This window comes from Aeromonas sp. ZOR0002 (assembly GCF_963866995.1).
Taxonomy (GTDB): Bacteria; Pseudomonadota; Gammaproteobacteria; order Enterobacterales; family Aeromonadaceae; genus Aeromonas; species Aeromonas caviae.
Window position 1 is genome coordinate 1 of record NZ_CAWMFQ010000091.1, and the last position, 18,509, is coordinate 18,509.

Annotated in this window: 18 protein-coding genes and 1 pseudogene; 14 read left to right on the plus strand and 5 right to left on the minus strand. The window is 64.1% G+C overall.

The features are described from left to right. Positions 1 to 98: 98 nt before the first annotated feature. The 3 genes from pckA to hslR all read right to left on the minus strand — a co-directional run bounded on the left by pckA (position 99) and on the right by hslR (position 3,261). Complete coding sequence (gene pckA, locus AACR77_RS05030; RefSeq protein ID WP_010675730.1) at positions 99 to 1,724, minus strand: phosphoenolpyruvate carboxykinase (ATP); 1,626 nt, start codon at positions 1,722 to 1,724, stop codon at positions 99 to 101. A gap of 149 nt (positions 1,725 to 1,873) precedes the next feature. Beyond that, positions 1,874 to 2,758, minus strand: a complete 885-nt coding sequence (gene hslO, locus AACR77_RS05035; RefSeq protein WP_010675729.1) for an Hsp33 family molecular chaperone HslO — start codon at positions 2,756 to 2,758, stop codon at positions 1,874 to 1,876. 104 nt (positions 2,759 to 2,862) lie between these two features. Then, positions 2,863 to 3,261, minus strand: coding sequence for a ribosome-associated heat shock protein Hsp15 (hslR, locus tag AACR77_RS05040; RefSeq protein ID WP_010675728.1), 399 nt, complete (start codon positions 3,259 to 3,261; stop codon positions 2,863 to 2,865). A 216-nt stretch (positions 3,262 to 3,477) separates the two neighbouring features. On the opposite strand from hslR, the gene exeC reads away from it, so the two are divergent. From exeC to exeN, 12 genes are all read left to right on the plus strand, one after another. Beyond that, positions 3,478 to 4,326 (plus strand): GspC family type II secretion system variant ExeC, encoded by an 849-nt coding sequence (exeC, locus tag AACR77_RS05045; protein WP_372587280.1) that lies wholly within the window; start codon positions 3,478 to 3,480, stop codon positions 4,324 to 4,326. A 21-nt stretch (positions 4,327 to 4,347) separates the two neighbouring features. Further along, positions 4,348 to 6,402, plus strand: coding sequence for a GspD family T2SS secretin variant ExeD (gene exeD, locus AACR77_RS05050; protein ID WP_010675726.1), 2,055 nt, complete (start codon positions 4,348 to 4,350; stop codon positions 6,400 to 6,402). Next, positions 6,402 to 7,907: a GspE family T2SS ATPase variant ExeE gene (gene exeE / locus AACR77_RS05055; RefSeq protein ID WP_042014784.1), complete on the plus strand. Its 1,506-nt coding sequence runs from the start codon at positions 6,402 to 6,404 to the stop codon at positions 7,905 to 7,907. Before exeD ends, exeE begins: the two co-directional genes overlap by 1 nt. Before the next feature lies 1 nt (position 7,908). Beyond that, positions 7,909 to 9,129: a GspF family T2SS innner membrane protein variant ExeF gene (gene exeF, locus AACR77_RS05060; protein WP_039040588.1), complete on the plus strand. Its 1,221-nt coding sequence runs from the start codon at positions 7,909 to 7,911 to the stop codon at positions 9,127 to 9,129. 116 nt (positions 9,130 to 9,245) lie between these two features. After that, positions 9,246 to 9,677, plus strand: a complete 432-nt coding sequence (exeG, locus tag AACR77_RS05065) for a GspG family T2SS major pseudopilin variant ExeG (protein WP_010675723.1) — start codon at positions 9,246 to 9,248, stop codon at positions 9,675 to 9,677. A 47-nt stretch (positions 9,678 to 9,724) separates the two neighbouring features. After that, positions 9,725 to 10,288 carry a GspH family T2SS minor pseudopilin variant ExeH gene (exeH, locus tag AACR77_RS05070; protein WP_042880147.1) on the plus strand — a complete coding sequence of 188 codons (564 nt, stop codon included), beginning with the start codon at positions 9,725 to 9,727 and terminating at the stop codon, positions 10,286 to 10,288. Between the two features lie 65 nt (positions 10,289 to 10,353). Next, positions 10,354 to 10,707 carry a GspI family T2SS minor pseudopilin variant ExeI gene (exeI, locus tag AACR77_RS05075; RefSeq protein WP_257707003.1) on the plus strand — a complete coding sequence of 118 codons (354 nt, stop codon included), beginning with the start codon at positions 10,354 to 10,356 and terminating at the stop codon, positions 10,705 to 10,707. 44 nt (positions 10,708 to 10,751) lie between these two features. Beyond that, positions 10,752 to 11,393 (plus strand): GspJ family T2SS minor pseudopilin variant ExeJ, encoded by a 642-nt coding sequence (gene exeJ / locus AACR77_RS05080; protein ID WP_042880150.1) that lies wholly within the window; start codon positions 10,752 to 10,754, stop codon positions 11,391 to 11,393. 89 nt (positions 11,394 to 11,482) lie between these two features. Further along, positions 11,483 to 12,508, plus strand: a complete 1,026-nt coding sequence (gene exeK, locus AACR77_RS05090; RefSeq protein ID WP_052224782.1) for a GspK family T2SS minor pseudopilin variant ExeK — start codon at positions 11,483 to 11,485, stop codon at positions 12,506 to 12,508. 112 nt (positions 12,509 to 12,620) lie between these two features. Continuing rightward, complete coding sequence (exeL, locus tag AACR77_RS05095) at positions 12,621 to 13,805, plus strand: GspL family type II secretion system protein ExeL (RefSeq protein ID WP_081999394.1); 1,185 nt, start codon at positions 12,621 to 12,623, stop codon at positions 13,803 to 13,805. Beyond that, positions 13,802 to 14,293, plus strand: coding sequence for a GspM family type II secretion system protein ExeM (gene exeM, locus AACR77_RS05100; RefSeq protein ID WP_010675717.1), 492 nt, complete (start codon positions 13,802 to 13,804; stop codon positions 14,291 to 14,293). The genes exeL and exeM overlap by 4 nt, the downstream gene beginning before the upstream one ends. After that, complete coding sequence (gene exeN, locus AACR77_RS05105) at positions 14,290 to 15,048, plus strand: GspN family type II secretion system protein ExeN (RefSeq protein ID WP_041213945.1); 759 nt, start codon at positions 14,290 to 14,292, stop codon at positions 15,046 to 15,048. Before exeM ends, exeN begins: the two co-directional genes overlap by 4 nt. A gap of 60 nt (positions 15,049 to 15,108) precedes the next feature. Here exeN and AACR77_RS05110 read toward each other — a convergent pair whose 3' ends face one another. Beyond that, positions 15,109 to 15,918, minus strand: a complete 810-nt coding sequence (locus tag AACR77_RS05110) for a helix-turn-helix transcriptional regulator (RefSeq protein WP_042880155.1) — start codon at positions 15,916 to 15,918, stop codon at positions 15,109 to 15,111. Positions 15,919 to 16,063: 145 nt separating this feature from the next. Between AACR77_RS05110 and tyrS the strand changes: the two genes are divergently transcribed. Then, positions 16,064 to 17,329: a tyrosine--tRNA ligase gene (gene tyrS, locus AACR77_RS05115; protein WP_042880159.1), complete on the plus strand. Its 1,266-nt coding sequence runs from the start codon at positions 16,064 to 16,066 to the stop codon at positions 17,327 to 17,329. On the opposite strand, the gene AACR77_RS05120 is transcribed toward tyrS, so the two are convergent. Beyond that, entirely contained in the window at positions 17,324 to 18,229 is a 906-nt protein-coding gene (locus AACR77_RS05120) for a LysR family transcriptional regulator (RefSeq protein WP_042880157.1), read from the minus strand. The two genes, tyrS and AACR77_RS05120, sit on opposite strands and share 6 nt — an antisense overlap. 116 nt (positions 18,230 to 18,345) lie before the next feature. On the opposite strand from AACR77_RS05120, the pseudogene AACR77_RS05125 reads away from it, so the two are divergent. Beyond that, positions 18,346 to 18,509: pseudogene (locus AACR77_RS05125) on the plus strand (NADH:flavin oxidoreductase); the annotation flags it as partial.

Consider the following 18,509-nt stretch of genomic DNA (forward strand, 5'->3'; position numbering starts at 1 on the left):
TTCAAGGTTAGCCTTTCAACATGTAATTGGGACAGCGCCAAAAAATACCGGCCAGCAGGGCTGACCGGTACGGGATTGCGAGACGCGAGGCGCGTTTCTTACAACTGCGGGCCCGCCGCGACCAGGCGTTTGCCTTCGTCGTTGTCGGTGAAGCGCTCGAAGTTCTTGATGAAGCGCCCGGCCAGATCGGCCGCCTTGGCATCCCACTCGGCCTGGTCGGCGTAAGTGTCTCGCGGATCCAGGATGGCGGGGTTGACGCCCGGCAGCTCGGTCGGCACTTCCAGGTTGAACACCGGCAGTACCTTGGTCGGCGCCTTCTCGATGGAACCATCCAGGATGGCGTCGATGATGCCACGGGTATCCTTGATGGAGATCCGCTTGCCGGTGCCGTTCCAGCCGGTGTTGACCAGGTAGGCTTCAGCCCCTGCCGCTTCCATCCGTTTCACCAGCTCCTGGCCGTACTTGGTCGGGTGCAGGCTGAGGAAAGCCGCGCCGAAGCAGGAGGAGAAGGTCGGGGTCGGCTCTGTGATGCCGCGCTCGGTACCGGCCAGCTTGGCGGTAAAGCCGGACAGGAAGTGGTACTTGGTCTGCTCCTTGGTCAGCTTGGCGACCGGGGGCAGCACACCGAAGGCGTCTGCGGTCAGGAAGATCACCTTGGTGGCGTGACCCGCCTTGGAGACCGGCTTGACGATGTTGTCGATGTGATAGATGGGGTAGGAGACACGTGTATTCTCGGTCCGGGAACCGTCGTCGAAGTCGATGGTGCCATCGGCGGCCACGGTCACGTTCTCCAGCAGCGCATCGCGGCGGATGGCGTGGTAGATGTCCGGCTCGGCCTCTTCGGAGAGCTTGATGGTCTTGGCGTAGCAGCCCCCTTCGAAGTTGAACACGCCGTGATCATCCCAGCCGTGCTCGTCATCGCCGATCAGCTGACGCTTGGGATCGGTGGAGAGGGTGGTCTTGCCGGTGCCGGAGAGGCCGAAGAAGATGGCCACGTCCCCATCCTTGCCCACGTTGGCGGAGCAGTGCATGGAGGCGATGCCGCGCAGGGGCAGGAAGTAGTTCATCATGGAGAACATGCCCTTCTTCATCTCGCCACCGTACCAGGTGCCGCCGATGAGTTGCATCTTCTCGGTCATGTTGAAGGCGACGAAGTTCTCGGAGTTGAGACCTTGCTCCTTCCAGTTCGGGTTGGTGCACTTGGCACCGTTCATCACCACGAAGTCCGGTTTGAAGGTCTTCAGCTCCTCTTCGCTCGGGCGGATGAACATGTTCTTCACGAAGTGCGCCTGCCAGGCCACCTCGGTGATGATGCGCACCGCCAGGCGGGTGTCCGGGTTGGCGCCGCAGAAGCCGTCCACCACGAACAGACGCTTGCCGGAGAGCTGTTTGGTGACCAGCCCTTTCAGATGTGACCACACTTCCGGGGTAATCGCCTTGTTATCGTTTTTACCCTGGTCAGACCACCACACAGTATCCTGAGTAGTGGCATCTTTGACGATATATTTATCTTTAGGGGAGCGGCCGGTGAAGATGCCGGTGTTGACGTTGACGGCGCCAAGCTCGGTGACGACGCCACGCTCGAAGCCCTCAAGGTCTGAGCGGGTCTCTTCAGCGAAAAGCTGCTCATAGGAGGGGTTGCGAACGATTTCCTGGCTGTTTTTGATACCGTATTGGTCCAGCTTCAGTTGTTGGGCCAGGGTGGGTTCTACCACGATTGTCATTGTATTCTCCTGGGTTCAGAGGTGTGTAGGGTTCTATCTGACGTTCATGCTACCACCTAGGTGGTAGTTTTTAGCGATCGCCATCAAACTTTATAAAATAGGGTATTTTTTTGTTATTTAAGTTAAAGGCGGGTTTTGCCCGCCTTTGATTAGTGTAACTGGTTTGCATCATTACCGGGAGCCCTGCTGAACAGGGTTTCGATGTCTATCCCGTCGAATTCGTAGTGGGCGCCGCAGTAATCGCAGTGCATGTCGATCTTGCCGAGCTCCTGCACCATGGATACCGCTTCCTCCTTGTCTATCTGCAGCAAGGCCCCTTCGCAACGGGCGCGGGAGCAGGTGCAACGGAACTCGATGGCCTGGGGATCGAACACCCGTACCTTGTCCTGGTGGTAGAGGCGGTAGAGGATCTCTTCCGCGTCCAGACCGAACAGCTCTTCGTCCTTGATGGTGGTGGTGAGCTGGACCAGGTGGTCGAAATCTTCGCTGTGATCCTCGCTCTGGGCCGGCAGCTCCTGCAGCAAGATGCCCGCCGCACGGGGCTCGCCCTCGTGGTGGCCGGTGCGGATCCAGAGGCGGGTGGCCAGTTGTTCGGACTGGGCGAAGTAGTGCTCCAGGCAGGCCGCCAGGGTGTCGGCCTCCAGGGCGATGATGCCCTGATAGCGCTCTCCCTGATCGGGGGTGATGGTGATGACCAGATGGCCGTTGCCGATCAGGCTTTGCAGCTTGCCGTCCGTCGGCAGTTCCCCTTCATAGCGTGCCACGCCGCGCAATTGCTGGTTGTTGTCGCCGTTGATGACGGCCAGACGCACCGGACCATCCCCCTGCAGCTGCACCGTGATGGAGCCTTCGAACTTGAGGGTAGCGGTCAGCAGGCTGGTGGCAACCAGCAGCTCGCCCAGCAGGTGCTGCACCTGTACCGGGTAGTTCTGGGCGTCGATGATGTGGCGGTAGGTACGATCCAGCTGGACCAGCTCCCCACGCACTTCGTACTCTTCGAACAGATAGCGATACAGGAGGTCTTGGTTACTCATCATGGTTTCCTAGGATGTTCTTGGGGAAAAATAAACACATTGTTAAACAGGTGGTTAGGAACTAATTCCTCCACCTGTCGTCATAAAGGGGCCACAGACGCGGATCAGGATTGCTTGACCCGGATAAGCTGGCGTCGCTCCTGCTTGTCGGGTCGGCGCTCCGGGCTTGGGGCAAACTGGCTGTTGAAGCGGCGGGCTTCGCTGTTTTCGGCCCGTTTCTTCAGGCTGGCCTCGGTCTCTTCATAGAGTTGCTGGGCCAGCGGGGCGGATTTGCGCTGCTCGCTCACCTCGAGCACCCGCACCTCCCGCTCGTCCTGGCCTTGCCAGAATCGCACCAGGGCGCCGACCTCGACCGCCTTGCCCGGCTTGGTGCGCTGGCCGTTGTAGTGCACCTTGCCGCCGTCGATCTGATCCCGCGCCAGACTGCGGGTCTTGTAAAAGCGGGCAGCCCACAGCCACTTGTCGAGACGGACCTGAGTGCTGCTTTGTGCTGGATTCGACATGGATCGGCTCCGGGATGGCTGAAAAGGTGCCTGATTATACCAGAGGCGAGCCCCGGGATAGAAACAGGGGGCATCCGGGTGTGACGGAAACTGAATTTTCACCCCTTGGTCCCATCCGGTCGGTTGTCTCTGGGTCCATTGCCGTACACAATAGCCAACCGACTTGGATGCCAGACAATTTTGAGAAAGATGACGCTACCGTTCAGGGATGATTTGTTGACTTCCCTTCTGGCTCGCTGCAAGGCCATGCCACTCTCCCGTTTCAGCCAGCCCCTGTTCTGGCTTCTGCTGCTGTTGCTGGCCCAGCAGTGTGCCGTGCTCACCTGGCGCCTGTACGAACTGGCCCAGCCCGCTCCCCTGACCCCCTGGCAACCCTCGGTCACCTCGGTGCAGGGGAGTGGCGGCGATCGCCTCGATCTTGGCAACCTCAGCCGCCTCTCTCTCTTTGGCAAGGCGCTGCAACCCCAGGCGGACAAGGCGGCAGAGACGGTGGCGGCGGATGCCCCGAAAACCCAGCTCAACGCCCAGCTCAACGGGGTGCTGGCAAGCTCGGATCCCGCCAAGTCCATCGCCATCATCGCCCATAACGGGACACAGAACTCTTACGGCATCGGGGACTACATCGACGGTACCCAGGCCAGGATACGCCAGGTGTTTGCCGATCGGGTCATCATCGCCCGGGACGGCCGTGACGAGACCCTGATGCTGGACGGGGAAGAGTATGGCAAGCCCCTGCCCAAACCGGCCCGCCAGGAGGGACTCTCCTCCGTGCGCAGCGAACTGCTGGGCAACCCGGGCAAGATCACCGATTACCTCAATATTTCTCCGGTCCGGGTGGACGGTCGCATGACCGGCTATCGCCTCAACCCGGGTCGCAATCCGGAACTGTTCAATCAACTCGGACTGGTCGCCAACGATCTGGCGGTCAGCATCAACGGCCTGGATCTGCGTGACAACGCCCAGGCCATGCAGGCGATGCAGCAGGTGGCGGGCGCCACGGAAATGACCGTCACCGTCGAGCGGCAAGGACAGCTCTACGACGTCTATGTCGGCTTGTCAGAATAATGAATTGGAGTAGCACCAAGAATGACAAATAAAGGGAAGGGCTGGCGTCTGGCCACCATGGCGGCAGCCTTGATGATGGCCGGTTCTGCCTGGGCCACCGAGTATTCCGCCAGTTTCAAGAACGCCGACATCGAGGAGTTCATCAACACGGTCGGCAAGAACCTGAACAAAACCATCATCATAGAGCCATCGGTACGCGGCAAGATCAACGTGCGCAGCTATGACCTGCTCAACGAGGATCAGTACTACCAGTTCTTCCTGAGCGTGCTCGACGTTTACGGCTTTGCCGTGGTGCCCATGAACAACGGCGTGCTCAAGGTGGTGCGCTCCAAGGATGCCAAGACCTCGGCCATCCCCGTGGTGGATGACACCAACCCCGGCGTGGGTGACGAGATGGTGACCCGGGTGGTACCGGTGCGCAATGTCTCGGTCCGTGAACTGGCCCCCCTGCTGCGTCAGCTCAACGACAACGCCGGCGGCGGCAACGTGGTCCACTACGAGCCCTCCAACGTGCTGCTCATCACCGGTCGCGCCGCCGTGGTCAACCGCCTGGTGGAAGTGGTTCGCCGGGTGGACAAGGCGGGGGATCAGGACATGGACGTCATCAAGCTCAAGTTCGCCTCCGCCGGCGAGATGGTGCGGCTGGTGACCAACCTCAACAAGGATGGCAGCAATCAGGGGGCCAACGCCTCGCTGCTGCTCTCCCCCAAGGTGGTGGCCGACGAGCGCACCAACTCCGTGGTCATCAGCGGCGAGCCCAAGGCCCGTGCCCGCATCATCCAGATGGTGCGCCAGCTCGACCGGGATCTGCAGAGCCAGGGCAACACCCGGGTCTTCTACCTGAAATATGGCAAGGCCAAGGATCTGGTGGACGTCCTCAAGGGGGTCAGCTCCAGCATCGCCGCCGACAAGAAGGGCGGGGCGGCTGCCACGGCCACGGGCGGTGCCAGCATCGGCGGCGGCCAGCTCGCCATCTCCGCCGACGAGACCACCAATGCCCTGGTGATCACCGCCCAGCCGGACGTGATGGCCGAGCTGGAGCAGGTCATCGCCAAGCTCGACATTCGCCGTGCCCAGGTGCTGGTGGAGGCCATCATCGTCGAGATATCGGATGGTGACGGCATGAACCTCGGGGTGCAGTGGGCCAACACCAATGGCGGCGGCACCCAGTTCACCGACACCGGTCTGCCCATCGGCTCCCTGGCCATCGCCGCCAAGGATTACAAAGACAACGGCAACACCGACGGCCTGTCATCCCTGGCGGGCAGCTTCAGCGGCATGGCGGCAGGCTTCTATCACGGGGACTGGGCGGCGCTGGTGACGGCGCTCTCCACCAATAGCAAGAACGACATCCTCTCCACCCCGAGCATCGTCACCATGGACAACAAGGAGGCCTCCTTCAACGTCGGTCAGGAAGTGCCGGTGCAGAGCGGCTCCCAGAGCTCCACCACCAGCGATCAGGTGTTCAACACCATAGAGCGCAAGACGGTGGGGACCAAGCTGGTGGTGACGCCCCAGATCAACGAAGGAGATTCCGTGCTGCTCAACATCGAGCAGGAGGTCTCCAGCGTGGCACAGAAGCAGGCGACCGGGACCGCCAACCTGGGCCCCACCTTCGATACCCGCACCGTGAAGAACGCCGTGCTGGTCAAGAGCGGCGAGACAGTGGTGCTGGGCGGCCTGATGGACGAACAGACCCAGGAGCAGATCTCCAAGGTGCCCCTGCTCGGGGACATTCCGGTGCTGGGCTACCTGTTCCGTTCCTCCAAGACCTCCACCGCCAAGCGCAACCTGATGGTCTTCATCCGCCCGACCATATTGCGTGACGCCAATGTCTACTCCGGGGTCTCCAGCAACAAGTACACCCTGTTCAGGGCCGAACAGCTGAGCCGGGCTGCGGAAGAGGGCTATGCCACCTCGCCGGCTCGCCAGGTGCTGCCCGCCTATGGCCAGGACGTGATGATGTCCCCCGAGGTGCAGCAGCAGATCCAGAGAATGCAGGCCCAGCAGCAGGCGACCGCCACCGGCGTGCGCGCCCAGGTGCAGGAGCAGCCCTTCGTGCAGAGCAAGCCCTGATGGCCGCCTACCAGCTCGATGGCAGCGAGCTGCCGGCTCCCCTGCCGGAACTGCCGTTCGCGTTTGCCCGCAACTTCGGGGCCATCCTGACCGAGCGCCAGGGTGCCCCGGTACTGCTCTGTCGTCAGGGGATCTCCCCCCAGACCCTGCTGGAGGTGCGACGGGTGGCGGGCTGTGCCTTCGCGGTGGAGCAGCTTGGCAACGACGAGTTCGAAACGCTCCTGATGGCCCACTATCAGCGTGACTCCTCCGAGGCGCGTCAGTTGATGGAGGATCTCGGCAACGAGATGGACTTCTTTGCCCTGGCCGAAGAGCTGCCTCAGAGCGAGGATCTGCTGGACGCCGACGACGACGCCCCCATCATTCGCCTCATCAATGCCATGTTGAGCGAGGCGATAAAAGAAGAGGCGTCCGACATCCACATCGAGACCTTCGAGCGGGCCCTGGTGATCCGTTTTCGCATCGATGGGGTGCTGCGGGAGATCCTGCGCCCCCATCGCAAACTCGCCTCCCTGCTGGTGTCGCGCATCAAGGTCATGTCGCGCATGGACATCGCCGAGAAGCGGGTGCCCCAGGATGGCCGCATCTCACTGCGCATCGGCGGCCGGGCGGTGGACGTGCGGGTCTCCACCATGCCCTCCAGCTACGGCGAGCGGGTGGTATTGCGACTGCTCGACAAGAACAACGTGCGCCTCGAGCTCAAGCAGCTCGGCATGACGCTGGCCAACCGCAACATCATCAGCGAGCTCATTCGCAAGCCCCACGGCATCATCCTGGTGACGGGCCCGACCGGTTCGGGCAAGTCCACCACCCTTTATGCGGCCCTCTCGGAGATCAACTCCCGGGATCGCAACATCCTGACCGTCGAGGACCCTATCGAATATGACCTCGAAGGGGTGGGCCAGACCCAGGTCAACAGCAAGGTGGACATGACCTTCGCCCGGGGCCTGCGCGCCATTCTGCGCCAGGATCCGGACGTGGTGATGGTGGGGGAAATCCGTGACCTCGAGACCGCCCAGATCGCGGTGCAGGCATCCCTCACCGGTCACCTGGTGATGTCGACCCTGCACACCAACACCGCCATCGGCGCCATCACCCGAATGCGGGACATGGGGATCGAGCCCTTCCTGCTCTCCTCGTCGCTCCTGGCGGTACTGGCCCAGCGGCTGGTGCGCACTCTCTGCCCGGATTGCCGCGCACCGCACCCTGTCACCGAGCAGGAGCGTGTTGCCATGGGCATCGAGCTTGCGCCGGATCAGCAGATCTGGCGTCCGGTGGGCTGCGAGCAGTGCAACCACACCGGCTATCGCGGCCGGACCGGCATCCACGAGCTGGTGGTGGTGGACGAGGCGGTGCGCGAGGCGATTCACAGCGCCAGCGGCGAGCTCGCCATCGAGCGGCTGATCCGGGGTCACACCCCCAGCATCCGCCGCGACGGCATCGACAAGGTGCTCAAGGGGCAGACCAGCCTCGAAGAGGTGCTGCGCGTGACCCGGGAAGACTGAAATGGCGGCATTTGAATACAAGGCTCTCGACGGCAAGGGGCGCAACAAGAGCGGCGTGCTGGAAGGGGATTCCGCCCGCCAGGTGCGCCAGCTGCTGCGCGAGCAGGGGCTGACCCCCCTCGAGGTGAATGAGACCACCGAGAAGGCCAAGCGGGAGGCGAACCGCTTCGTGCTGTTTCGCCGTGGTGCCTCCACCGCAGAACTGGCCCTCATCACCCGCCAGCTGGCGACCCTGGTGGGGGCCGGTCTCACCATCGAAGAGGCCCTCAAGGCGGTCGCCGAACAGTGCGAGAAGGCCCACCTGCGCAGCCTGGTGGCGACGGTGCGCAGCAAGGTGGTGGAGGGGTATTCCCTGGCCGATTCGCTGGGGGCCTTCCCCCATGTGTTCGACCAGCTGTTCCGCTCCATGGTGGCGGCCGGCGAAAAGTCTGGTCACCTGGAGAAGGTGCTCAACCGTCTCGCCGATTACACCGAGCAGCGCCAGCACATGCGCACCAAGCTGCTGCAGGCGATGATCTATCCCATCGTCCTCACCCTGGTGGCGGTGGGGGTCATCTCCATACTGCTCACCGCCGTGGTGCCCAAGGTGGTGGCCCAGTTCGAACACATGGGCCAGCAACTGCCGGGCACCACCCGTTTCCTCATCGGCACCAGCGAGCTGTTGCAGCACTACGGCCTCTGGTTCCTGCTGCTCCTTGGCATTGGCGGCCTGATCTGGCGCTGGTGGCTGACCGACGACAAGCGTCGTCGTCGCTGGCACCAGGTGATACTGCGCCTGCCGGTGATCGGTCGGGTCAGCCGCGGTCTCAACACCGCCCGCTTTGCCCGCACCCTGAGCATCCTCAACGCCAGCGCTGTCCCCCTGCTGGAGGGAATGAAGATCGCCGGCGAAGTGCTCTCCAACGACTATGCCCGCATGCGCATCGGTGAGGCCACCGAGCGGGTGCGGGAGGGGACCAGCCTGCGCAAGTCGCTGGATGAAACCAGAATTTTTCCGCCCATGATGCTGCACATGATCGCCTCGGGCGAGCAGAGCGGCGAGCTCGACAGCATGCTGGAGCGGGCGGCGGACAACCAGGACAGGGAGTTCGAAACCCAGGTGAACATCGCCCTCGGGGTGTTCGAGCCCATGCTGGTGGTCTCCATGGCCGGGGTGGTGCTGTTTATCGTGATGTCGATCCTGCAGCCGATCCTAGAGCTCAACAACATGGTGAATCTGTGAGGGTCGGGTGCCCGAATAGGCTTCGCCATTCGAACCTGCAAATTCAATCGAACGATCGTGGTTTAACAGTTAATCGTTGATGGCTCATGCCATCTCATTTCGTGAGGGAGTCAGTCATGCAAAAGCGTCGTCAATCGGGTTTTACCCTGCTGGAAGTGATGGTGGTCATCGTGATCCTGGGGATCCTGGCCAGCCTGGTGGTGCCCAACCTGATGGGCAACAAGGAGAAGGCGGATCAGCAAAAAGCGGTCTCCGACATAGTGGCGCTGGAAAACGCCCTCGACATGTACAAGCTGGACAACAACCGCTACCCCACCACCGAGCAGGGGCTGGACGCCCTGGTCAACAAGCCGACCGCATCCCCTGAGCCGCGCAGTTACCGTGAAGGGGGCTACATCAAGCGCCTGCCGCAGGATCCCTGGGGCAACCAGTATCAGCTGCTGAGCCCGGGCCAGTTCGGCAAGATCGACATCTTCTCCATGGGGATGGACGGCGAAGCCGGGACCGATGACGACATCGGCAACTGGAACCTGAAGGACTTCCAATAAGTGATTCCGCCGCGTCGTGCTCACTGCGCTACCCCGGGGCTGCCTGCATGAAGGTGGCCTCTTCTGCCCGTCACCAGGCCGGTTTTACCCTGCTGGAAGTGTTGCTGGTCGCCATGTTGATGGGACTGGTGGCGACCGCCGTCACCCTCAGCATGGGGGGCGCCAGGGGGGATCGGGAGCTCGACAAGCAGGCGCGCCGCTTCATGGCGACCCTGCAGCAGGCCCAGGAGTATTCGGTCATGGATGGCAGGCTGCTGGGGCTGCGGGTCGAGGAGAACGGCTGGCAGTTTATGTCCCGGGATCCCAAGGATCGCAAGTGGCGCGCACTGACCGGTGACAAGCTGCTGGGGCCGGTGACGTTGCCGGAGGGGATGACCCTGGCGGTGGAGCTGGAAGGTTTCAACTGGCGCACTGCGTCGGACGAACGCCAGGAGCAGGGTCGGGACGAGCGCGAGCGGACACCCCAGATCCTGGTCTTTCCGGGGGGAGAGCTCTCTCCCTTCGTGCTGACCCTGAGCCAGCAGGACGAGGATCTGCACTACCTGCGCACCGTCAGGGGGGACGAGTTCGGTCGTCTCTCCCTGTTGCAGGATGAAGAGGAAGCAGAGTGAAGAGCGCCAGGCCCGCAGGGGGCGTTCTAGCGCGTCGCACCGCTCTGTCGGGCGGCCCCGCCCGGGTGCGCGGCATGACGCTGCTGGAGGTCATGGTGGCCCTGGCGGTGTTTGCCATCGCCGGGCTGGCGGTGATGAAGACCGCGAGCGAACACTTGGCCGGCCTCAATTATCTGGAGCAGAAGACCCTGGCGACCTGGGTGGTGGAGAATCAGCTGGTGCAGCAGAAGCTCGAAGGCAAGTGGCCGGGAGACAGCTGGGTGGAAGGGGACGAGGAGATGGCCGGGCAGACCTGGTACTGGCGCTATCGCGGCGTCGCCACGGCGGACAGCAACTTCAGGGCGCTGGACATGGAAGTGCGCACCGCGCCCAAGGCCGAGAGCCCGGTGGCCATGATCCGGACCTATCTCAGCCGATGAACATTCATCAACGTGCGTCCATGATCCGGAGCCGGTGTCAGCCGATGATCCAGAGCAACACCCACCCATCGTGCCACCGCGGCTTTACCCTGCTTGAGATGCTGGTGGCCATCGCCATCTTCGCCACCCTGAGCCTGGGTGCCTATCAGGTGCTGCAAGGGGTGTTGACCAGCGACGAGGTGGCCAAGCGCAAGGAGGCCCGTCTCTCGGAGCTTCAGCTCGCCTTCAGCCTGCTGGAGCGGGACGTCACCCAGATGGTGCCGCGCAGCGGTCGCATCGACGGCGAGAACAACAAGGTGCTGCTGGCGGCGTCCCGCTTCGGCCAGCAAAGCGACGACTGGGGCATGGCCTTCATTCGCGGCGGCTGGCTCAATCCGGACGGCATACTGCCGCGCTCCGGCCTGCAACGGGTGGGTTGGCGTCTCAAGGGGCAGACCCTGGAGCGGTTGAGCTACCTCTATCCGGATCCGGCCATTGGCACCGAGCCGCGCATTCAGCCCGTGCTGACCGGCGTGACGGCGCTGCGCCTCTATTTCTACGACAAGGGACTGTGGAAGGAGGAGTGGACCCAGCGCGACCTGCTGCCCTATGGGCTGGCGGTGGAGCTGGAGCTTGAAGACTACGGCACCATCCGTCGCCAGTTCCTGATCGGAGCCGGTGGTCAGAGGGCAGAGAATGGTAACTGATCGTCGTTTTCCCCTGTCCGTCACGGAGGATGACGGCACTATTCGACGTCGCCAGTTCTTGATCGGTGCTGGTGGCCAGCGAGCGGACAATGGTAATTAAGCGCGGCCGGGGCCGATCCCGCACTACACTGGGCCGCCAGGGGGGCATGGCCCTGCTGGTGGTGTTGCTCATCCTCGCGGTGATGGTGATCGTCGCCAGCAACATGAGCGGCCGCCTGCAACTGGAGCTGCGCCGCACCGCCAACCTCACCCTGGGCAAGCAGGCCTGGTGGTATGCCATGTCGGCGGAGGCCCTGGTGATCAAGGTGCTGAACCAGGACTTCAAGGATGACCCGGATCGGGTGAGTCTGGGACAGAACTGGGCGCGGGAGGACGGGGTCTTCCCGGTGGAGGATGGCACTCTCTCGGGCCGGGTGCGGGATCTGCAATCCTGCTTCAACCTCAACAGCCTGAGCGTGCCCCTCAAGGAGGGGGAGAACGGCGACGATCTCGAGGCCCAGCCTTACCAGTTCAAGGTGTTCCGGGCCCTGCTCGCCCAGCTCGAGGTGGATGATTACGAAGCGGTACAGCTGACGGACGCCATCCGCGACTGGACCGACAAGGATACCCAGCTGGTCTCGAGCAACGGGGCCGAGGATGCCTACTACGAGGGACTCAATCCTCCCTACCTGGTGGCTAACCAGCGGATGCTGGGCACCGACGAATTGCGGGCAGTGCGCGGGGTGAGCGCCAGCCTGTACGCCCGGTTGGCCCCCTATGTGTGCTCCCTGCCCAATGACAAGCTGGTGGTGAACATCAACACCATCCGGCCGGAGCAGGCGGCCCTGCTGGTGGGGCTCTACCAGGGGAAGATCGGGCTGGACGATGCCAAGCGGGTGCTGACCAGCCGCCCCAAGAAGGGGTGGAAGAACAAACAGGAGATGACGGAGCAGTTGCAGGTTCAGCCGGGTGCCATCACCGGGCTGGATGGCGCCCTGGACATCAAGAGCAGCTTCTTCGAGGCCCGCCTGCTGGCGGAGGTGGGGGAGACCCGCGCCAGGCTTGAGACCGTCTTCCAGCGTGGCAAGGACAACAAGCTGGTGATGCTGCGTCGCCTGAGCGGCGGCGCCGAATAACAAGGGGGCGTGGGGCGGTTCAGCTGCCCTGCGCATCCCCCGATTGGACTGCAACCCATGGCTGTGCGCCCGCCCCCCTGAGGGAGGTGCGGGCATGGCAGGAGAGACATTAGTGAGCGAGAGTCTGGTCATCCGTCTGGGGACCAATGCGCAGCAGCCAGTGCACTGGCTGGTCTGGTCGGCGCAGGAGCAGGAGATCATCGCCTCCGGCATCCTGGCCTCGGCGCACGCCCTCGGCGAGCTGCAGGAGCGTGCCGGTGGTCGCCCCGTGGTGACCCTGGTGCCCGGCAGCGATCTTATCTTCCGGCGGGTCAATCTGCCGGGCAAATACAGCCGCCAGAGTGCGGCGGCCCTGCCCTATCTGCTGGAGGAGCAGATCGCCTCAGACGTGGACGATCTGCACCTGGTGGTGCTCGGCCATCAGGGCCGCGAGGTGGATCTGATGGCGGTGGACAAGGGGAAGATGCACTCCTGGCTCGGTTGGCTGGAGCAGGCAGGGCTCAAGACCCTGCACCTGCTGCCCGACGTGCTGGCGCTGCCGCTCGCCGCCGATGGCTGGTCAGCCCTGCAGCTGGGGGAGGAGTGGCTGGTCCGCCAGGGCCCCCGTCAGGGCATAGTGGCGGAGGAATCCCTGCTGGCCATGCTGCTGGCAGCGCAGACCGAGCCCGTCACCCTTCACTGCCATACTCCCATCCCCGCCATGGCGGCGGGCAACTGGCAGGGGGCTGACCCGGAACTGCCCATGCTGTTGCTGGCGAAAGGGGCGCTGACCTGCCAGGCCAACCTGTTGCAGGGGCCCTATCGTCCCCAGACCGAATACGCCCGCTACTGGTTGCAGTGGCGCAAGGTGGCGGTGCTGGCAGGCGTATTGTTGCTGGTGGCCCTGGTGCAGCGCGGTGTGCATCTGCACCAGCTGACGGAACAGGACAAGGCCCTCAAGGCGGAGATCCGGCAGGTCTACACCCGGATCTTCCCGGGGGAGACGCGTATCGTCAACGTGCGCAGCCAGATGACCCAGCACCTCCAGCAGTTGGGGCAGGCTCCCCAGGATGGCGTTCTGTTGCTCCTGACCGAGCTGGCCCCGGTGTTTGCCGAGGTGCCCGGCCTCAAGCCCGAGGTGCTGCGCTTCGATGCAGCCCGGGGCGAGCTGAGGTTGCAGGTGACGGCCCCCGGCTTCACCGAGATCGAACGTTTCCGCGAGCTGGCGGGCAAGCGCTTCGAGGTGCAGCAGGGTGAGGTGCGAAGCACCGAAGGCAAGGTCGAAGGGGCGCTGGTGCTCAAGGGGAGGTCGTCATGATGGACAAACTGCAGAGCTGGTGGCGCGGTATCAGTGCCCGCGAGCAGCGGCTGGTGGCGGTGGGGGGTAGCGTGCTGCTCATCGGGCTCTTCTACTGGGCGATCTGGCAGCCGGTGGCAAATCGCATTGCCGAGCGCGAGCGGCAGGTGGTGAACCAGCAGCAGACCCTGGCCTGGCTCAAGGAGAAGGGACAGGAGGTGCTGGCGATGCAGGGGGGACAGGGGCGCCAGATCGATACCGGCGGTACCCTGGACGGCGTGGTGAACCGCACCGCCTTCAACCAGAAGATCAAGATTGCCCGCTTGCAGCCCCAGGGTCAGGAGCTGCAGGTATGGATAGACACGGTGCCGTTCGATGATCTGCTGATCTGGCTTGCGACCCTCTCGGATCAATACGGCGTCCAGGTGCAGATCATCGAGCTGGCCCGCGAGGGGCTGGCCCCCGGGCTGGTCAAGGTCAGACGTTTGCAGTTGAGTCGTTCCCAATGAAGCGAAAAATAGTGATCGCCAGTCTCTTCCTGCTGGCCTATCTCGGTTTCCTGCTGGCCCAGTTGCCTGCATCCCTGGTGGTGCGTCATCTGCCGCTGCCCCCCAATCTGGTGCGGCTGGAGGGGGTGAGTGGCACCCTCTGGAGCGGTCAGGCCGCCCGGGTGCAATATGCCAGCGAGTCCCTCACCCAGTTGCGCTGGGATCTCGATGGCTGGTCCCTGCTGCGGCTGGCGCCCGAGGCGTCGGTGCGCTTTGGCGAGCGCAGCGGGCTCAACGGGCAGGGGATCCTGGGTTGGAACGGTGCCGCTTTCGGGCGCGACATCACCCTGAATGCGCCGGCCCCCTGGGTGCTGGAGCGGGTGCCGATGAGACCCCCCTTCCCGCTGACGGCGACGGGTCAGTTGCAGCTAAAGATCGATCAGTTTGCCCAGGGCACTCCCTGGTGCGACAACCTTTACGGGGATCTTCACTGGTATGACGCACAGGCGGACACCCCGGCGGGCAAGCTGGCCCTGGGGGATCCCGAGATCACGCTCACCTGTCTCGACTCCCGGCTGGTGGCCGAGATCAAGCAGGGCTCGGAGGCTGTGCAGGTGCTGGGCAAGCTGGAGTTGCAGGCCAATCGCCAGTACCTGTTCCAGGGCACCCTGAAACCGGGTCCCGAGCTGCCGGACCAGATGAAACAGGGGCTCCCCTTCCTCGGCCAGCCCGATGGGCAGGGGCGCTTCCCGCTGCGCTACCAGGGCCGTATCTGACGGCCTTGCTGTCTGATCTGGCAAACATTGACACCACCCCGCCCCGGCGGGGTGGTGTCGTTATGGAGGCGTGCCGGCTGGCGCCGTGATGAGGTGATTGAGGAAGAAGCGGAACAGCTCGGCCCGCGAGCGCAGGTTCAACTTGGCGTAGAGGTGCTTGCGATGATTCTTCACCGTGCCGCTGCCGATGCCGAGCTCCGCGGCAATCGCCTCGGTGTCGAGCCCCTGCAACAGCAATCCCGCCACCTGGCGCTCGCGACGGGTGAGGCTTGCCCCCCCTACGCTGGCGATGGCCTGCTCCACGGTCGCCTTGAGGTCGGTGCCACCCGGTAGCGCCGGGCTCTGGGCCAGCAGGGCGGCCTCCTCCCGCCAGTGCTGGCGACACAGCGAATGCACCAGCGGAAACAGCGCCTCCAGCCTGGCCAGCTCGTCACGGCTGAGGGAGCTGCGCTTGTCGAGGCGGCCCAGAAACAGCATCAGGGTGAGGCCGCCGCGCACCGGCAGGATCAGCCCCACCTCCTCCTGCCAGCCGGTGGCCTGATAGAAGTGGTGGCGATACTCGGGGTCGAGCCGCCCCCGCGACACCTGCGCCAGGGTCCAGACCCCGGCACCCAGCCCCTGCTCCAGCGCCTGCATGAAGGGATCCTGACTGAAGTGGCGGGTGAGGTAGCGGTCGAACAATAGGGCCCGCTGATGATGCAGGTTGTCGTAGAGGTAGACGGGGCGCAGCCCCACCCCGAGCAGCAGGGCACAGTCGAATGCCACCTGTTGCTGGATGAGGCGCACCAGGGCTGCCGGGAAGCCGCTGCCGTGCAGGGCATCGACGGCGGCGGTCAGGCTCAGGGTATCCGTGGCAGGAGACGGGGGCATGGCGATGGGCTCCGGGTCAGGGAATGGCTTCCCCACGATGGCAGGATGCTAGCACGGGAGTGGCAAAACTGTCCCCTGGGGGACATATCTGCCAGCACTGCAAACGGCGAGGATGGCCCTCTTTCTCTTGCTGTTGGAGCCCTCCATGACAAATCCTCACCTGCTTGATGAGCTGACCCAGCGCGGCCTGGTGGCCCAGAATTCCGACCCGGTGGCGCTGGCCGACCATCTTGCCACCCCGCGCACCGTCTACTGCGGCTTCGATCCCACCGCTGGCAGCCTGCACATCGGCCACCTGGTGCCACTGCTGATGCTGCGCCGCTTCCAGCTGGCGGGCCACACCCCGGTGGCCCTGGTGGGCGGGGCCACCGGCCTTATCGGCGATCCCAGCTTCAAGGCAAGCGAGCGCACCCTCAACAGCGCCGAGACGGTGCAGGGCTGGGTCGCCAGCCTGTCGGCCCAGATAAGCGCCCTGCTGCCGGCGAGCGACGGGCTGGCGGCGCCGCTGCTGGTCAACAACGCCGACTGGATGGGGCAGATGTCCGCCCTCGATTTTCTGCGGGACATCGGCAAGCACTTCTCGGTCAACGCCATGCTGGCCCGCGAATCGGTGCGCCAGCGCCTGGCCCGTCCGGATCAGGGCATCTCGTTCACCGAGTTCTCCTACACCCTGCTGCAATCCCAGGACTTCGCCGTGCTCAACCAGCGCCTCGGCTGCACCCTGCAGATCGGCGGCAACGACCAGTGGGGCAACATCACCAGCGGCATGGATCTCACTAGGCGGCTGCATCAGACTCAGGTTCACGGCATGACGCTGCCGCTCATCACCAAGGCCGATGGCACCAAGTTCGGCAAGACCGAGGGGGGCGCTATCTGGCTTGACCCGGCGCTCACCTCCCCTTACGCCTTCTACCAGTTCTGGCTCGGCACCGCAGACGAGGATGTCTACCGCTTCCTGCGCTACTACAGCTTTATGCCGCTGGCCGAGATTGAGGCGCTGGAGGCGGAGGATGCGAAGCGGCAGGGGCGCAAGCTGGCCCAGCAGGTGCTGGCGGACGAGCTGACCGAACTGGTACACGGCAAGGGAGCGTTGGCGGCGGCGCAGCGCATCAGCGAATTGTTATTCAGTGGCGAGGTAGCCCGCCTTGGGGAGAGCGATCTGGCCCAGCTGGCGCAAGATGGCATGCCAAGCAGCCCCATCAAGGGGGAAACGGATCTGGTGACCCTGCTGGTGGAGTGCGGCCTGGCCAACTCGAAGCGGATCGCCCGCGAGCTGCTGGCGGCGGGGGCCGTCAGCGTCAACGGTGCGATCCGCCGGGATGAGCCGCTCACCGCCGACGATCGGTTGTTCGGCCACTACCTGCTGCTGCGCCGGGGCAAGAAGCAGTACCACCTGGTGATCCGCTCATGAAGGGGTGAGCGCCTCGATGACGTAGTCGAGGAAGTGGCCGACCAGGGCCGACTCGGCCCGGCGCTGGGTATAGAGGGCGTAGAAATGGGCCCCCTTGGGGCGATAGTCCGGCAGCACTTCGCGCACCACCCCCTCGGCCAGCTCGGCCGCCACCAGGTAGCGCGGCAGGCGGGCTATCCCCAGTCCCTGGCGCATCCCCTGGTGAATCGCCTTCTTGCTGCTGAAGGCCAGTTCGCCCGCTACCTCGAGAGGGATCTCGCGCCCCTGGGCAAGCAGGGGCCAGCGCTCGTGGCGGCCGTACTCCTGGCTGCGGGTGATGAGACTGTGCTGGTGCAGATCCTGCGGTGTGGTGAGGGGCGGGTGGCGGTCCAGGTAGTTGGCGCTGGCGCAGAGCACCAGATCGTCCACCGCGATGGGGCGCGCCAGGTAGGGCTGGGTGCCGAGCTCAGTGCTGCGAAACGCCACGTGCAGGTTGTCGCGCAGCAGGTCGGCCGGGGTATTGCTGAAGTCGGCGATGATCCGCACCTCCGGGTGGTCGGCGCGAAAGCGCAGCAGCACCGGAGTCAGCACCACTTCTCCCCAGAGATCCGGCGCCGTGATGCGCAGCTCCCCGCACAGTGCCGAGCGGCGGCGCTGCAGGCCGTCCAGCAACTGCTCGTGCAGGGCGATCATCTGGTCAGCCTGGCGGTAGGCGAGCTCTCCTGCGTCGGTCAGTTGCACCCGGCGGGTGGTGCGGCTCAGGAGCACGCTGCCGAGGCTCTGCTCCAGGTGGCGCAGATCTTTTGACGCCTTGCTCGGGGTGATGCCGAGCTGGGCCGCCGCCGCGGCGAAGGATCCACAGCGGACGATGGCGACCAGCAGGCGCATCAGGTAGAGGGTGTCGAGCTTGTGGTGACGCATGAGGGGTGGCCTATTGTGTCTTGCTGGGAATGAATGTCTTGCTTGTGCGCCTGATTATATCCTGGTGGCCCGGGTTTATAGTGGCCGCCATGCCATTGCGATCCCGGGAGAGGACGATGAACAAGACATTGGGCGACAGCTTCCACTTCGAGCGAGCCGGATTGCGGCTCAAGAACCGGGCCGTGCTGGCCCCTTTGACCCACAACATGAGCGGCGCAGGCGGTGATCCCGGCCAAGCCGAGCTCGACTGGCTGGCGCGCTGCGCCCGTGGCGGCTTCGG

Coding starts and splice junctions, on each gene's coding strand:
- pckA (WP_010675730.1), bottom strand. CDS start 1,724: ATGACAATCGTGGTAGAACCCACCCTGGCCCAACAACTGAAGCTGGAC.
- hslO (WP_010675729.1), bottom strand. CDS start 2,758: ATGAGTAACCAAGACCTCCTGTATCGCTATCTGTTCGAAGAGTACGAA.
- hslR (WP_010675728.1), bottom strand. CDS start 3,261: ATGTCGAATCCAGCACAAAGCAGCACTCAGGTCCGTCTCGACAAGTGG.
- exeD (WP_010675726.1), top strand. CDS start 4,348: ATGACAAATAAAGGGAAGGGCTGGCGTCTGGCCACCATGGCGGCAGCC.
- exeE (WP_042014784.1), top strand. CDS start 6,402: ATGGCCGCCTACCAGCTCGATGGCAGCGAGCTGCCGGCTCCCCTGCCG.
- exeF (WP_039040588.1), top strand. CDS start 7,909: ATGGCGGCATTTGAATACAAGGCTCTCGACGGCAAGGGGCGCAACAAG.
- exeG (WP_010675723.1), top strand. CDS start 9,246: ATGCAAAAGCGTCGTCAATCGGGTTTTACCCTGCTGGAAGTGATGGTG.
- exeH (WP_042880147.1), top strand. CDS start 9,725: ATGAAGGTGGCCTCTTCTGCCCGTCACCAGGCCGGTTTTACCCTGCTG.
- exeJ (WP_042880150.1), top strand. CDS start 10,752: ATGATCCAGAGCAACACCCACCCATCGTGCCACCGCGGCTTTACCCTG.
- exeK (WP_052224782.1), top strand. CDS start 11,483: ATGGTAATTAAGCGCGGCCGGGGCCGATCCCGCACTACACTGGGCCGC.
- exeM (WP_010675717.1), top strand. CDS start 13,802: ATGATGGACAAACTGCAGAGCTGGTGGCGCGGTATCAGTGCCCGCGAG.
- exeN (WP_041213945.1), top strand. CDS start 14,290: ATGAAGCGAAAAATAGTGATCGCCAGTCTCTTCCTGCTGGCCTATCTC.
- AACR77_RS05110 (WP_042880155.1), bottom strand. CDS start 15,918: ATGCCCCCGTCTCCTGCCACGGATACCCTGAGCCTGACCGCCGCCGTC.
- tyrS (WP_042880159.1), top strand. CDS start 16,064: ATGACAAATCCTCACCTGCTTGATGAGCTGACCCAGCGCGGCCTGGTG.
- AACR77_RS05120 (WP_042880157.1), bottom strand. CDS start 18,229: ATGCGTCACCACAAGCTCGACACCCTCTACCTGATGCGCCTGCTGGTC.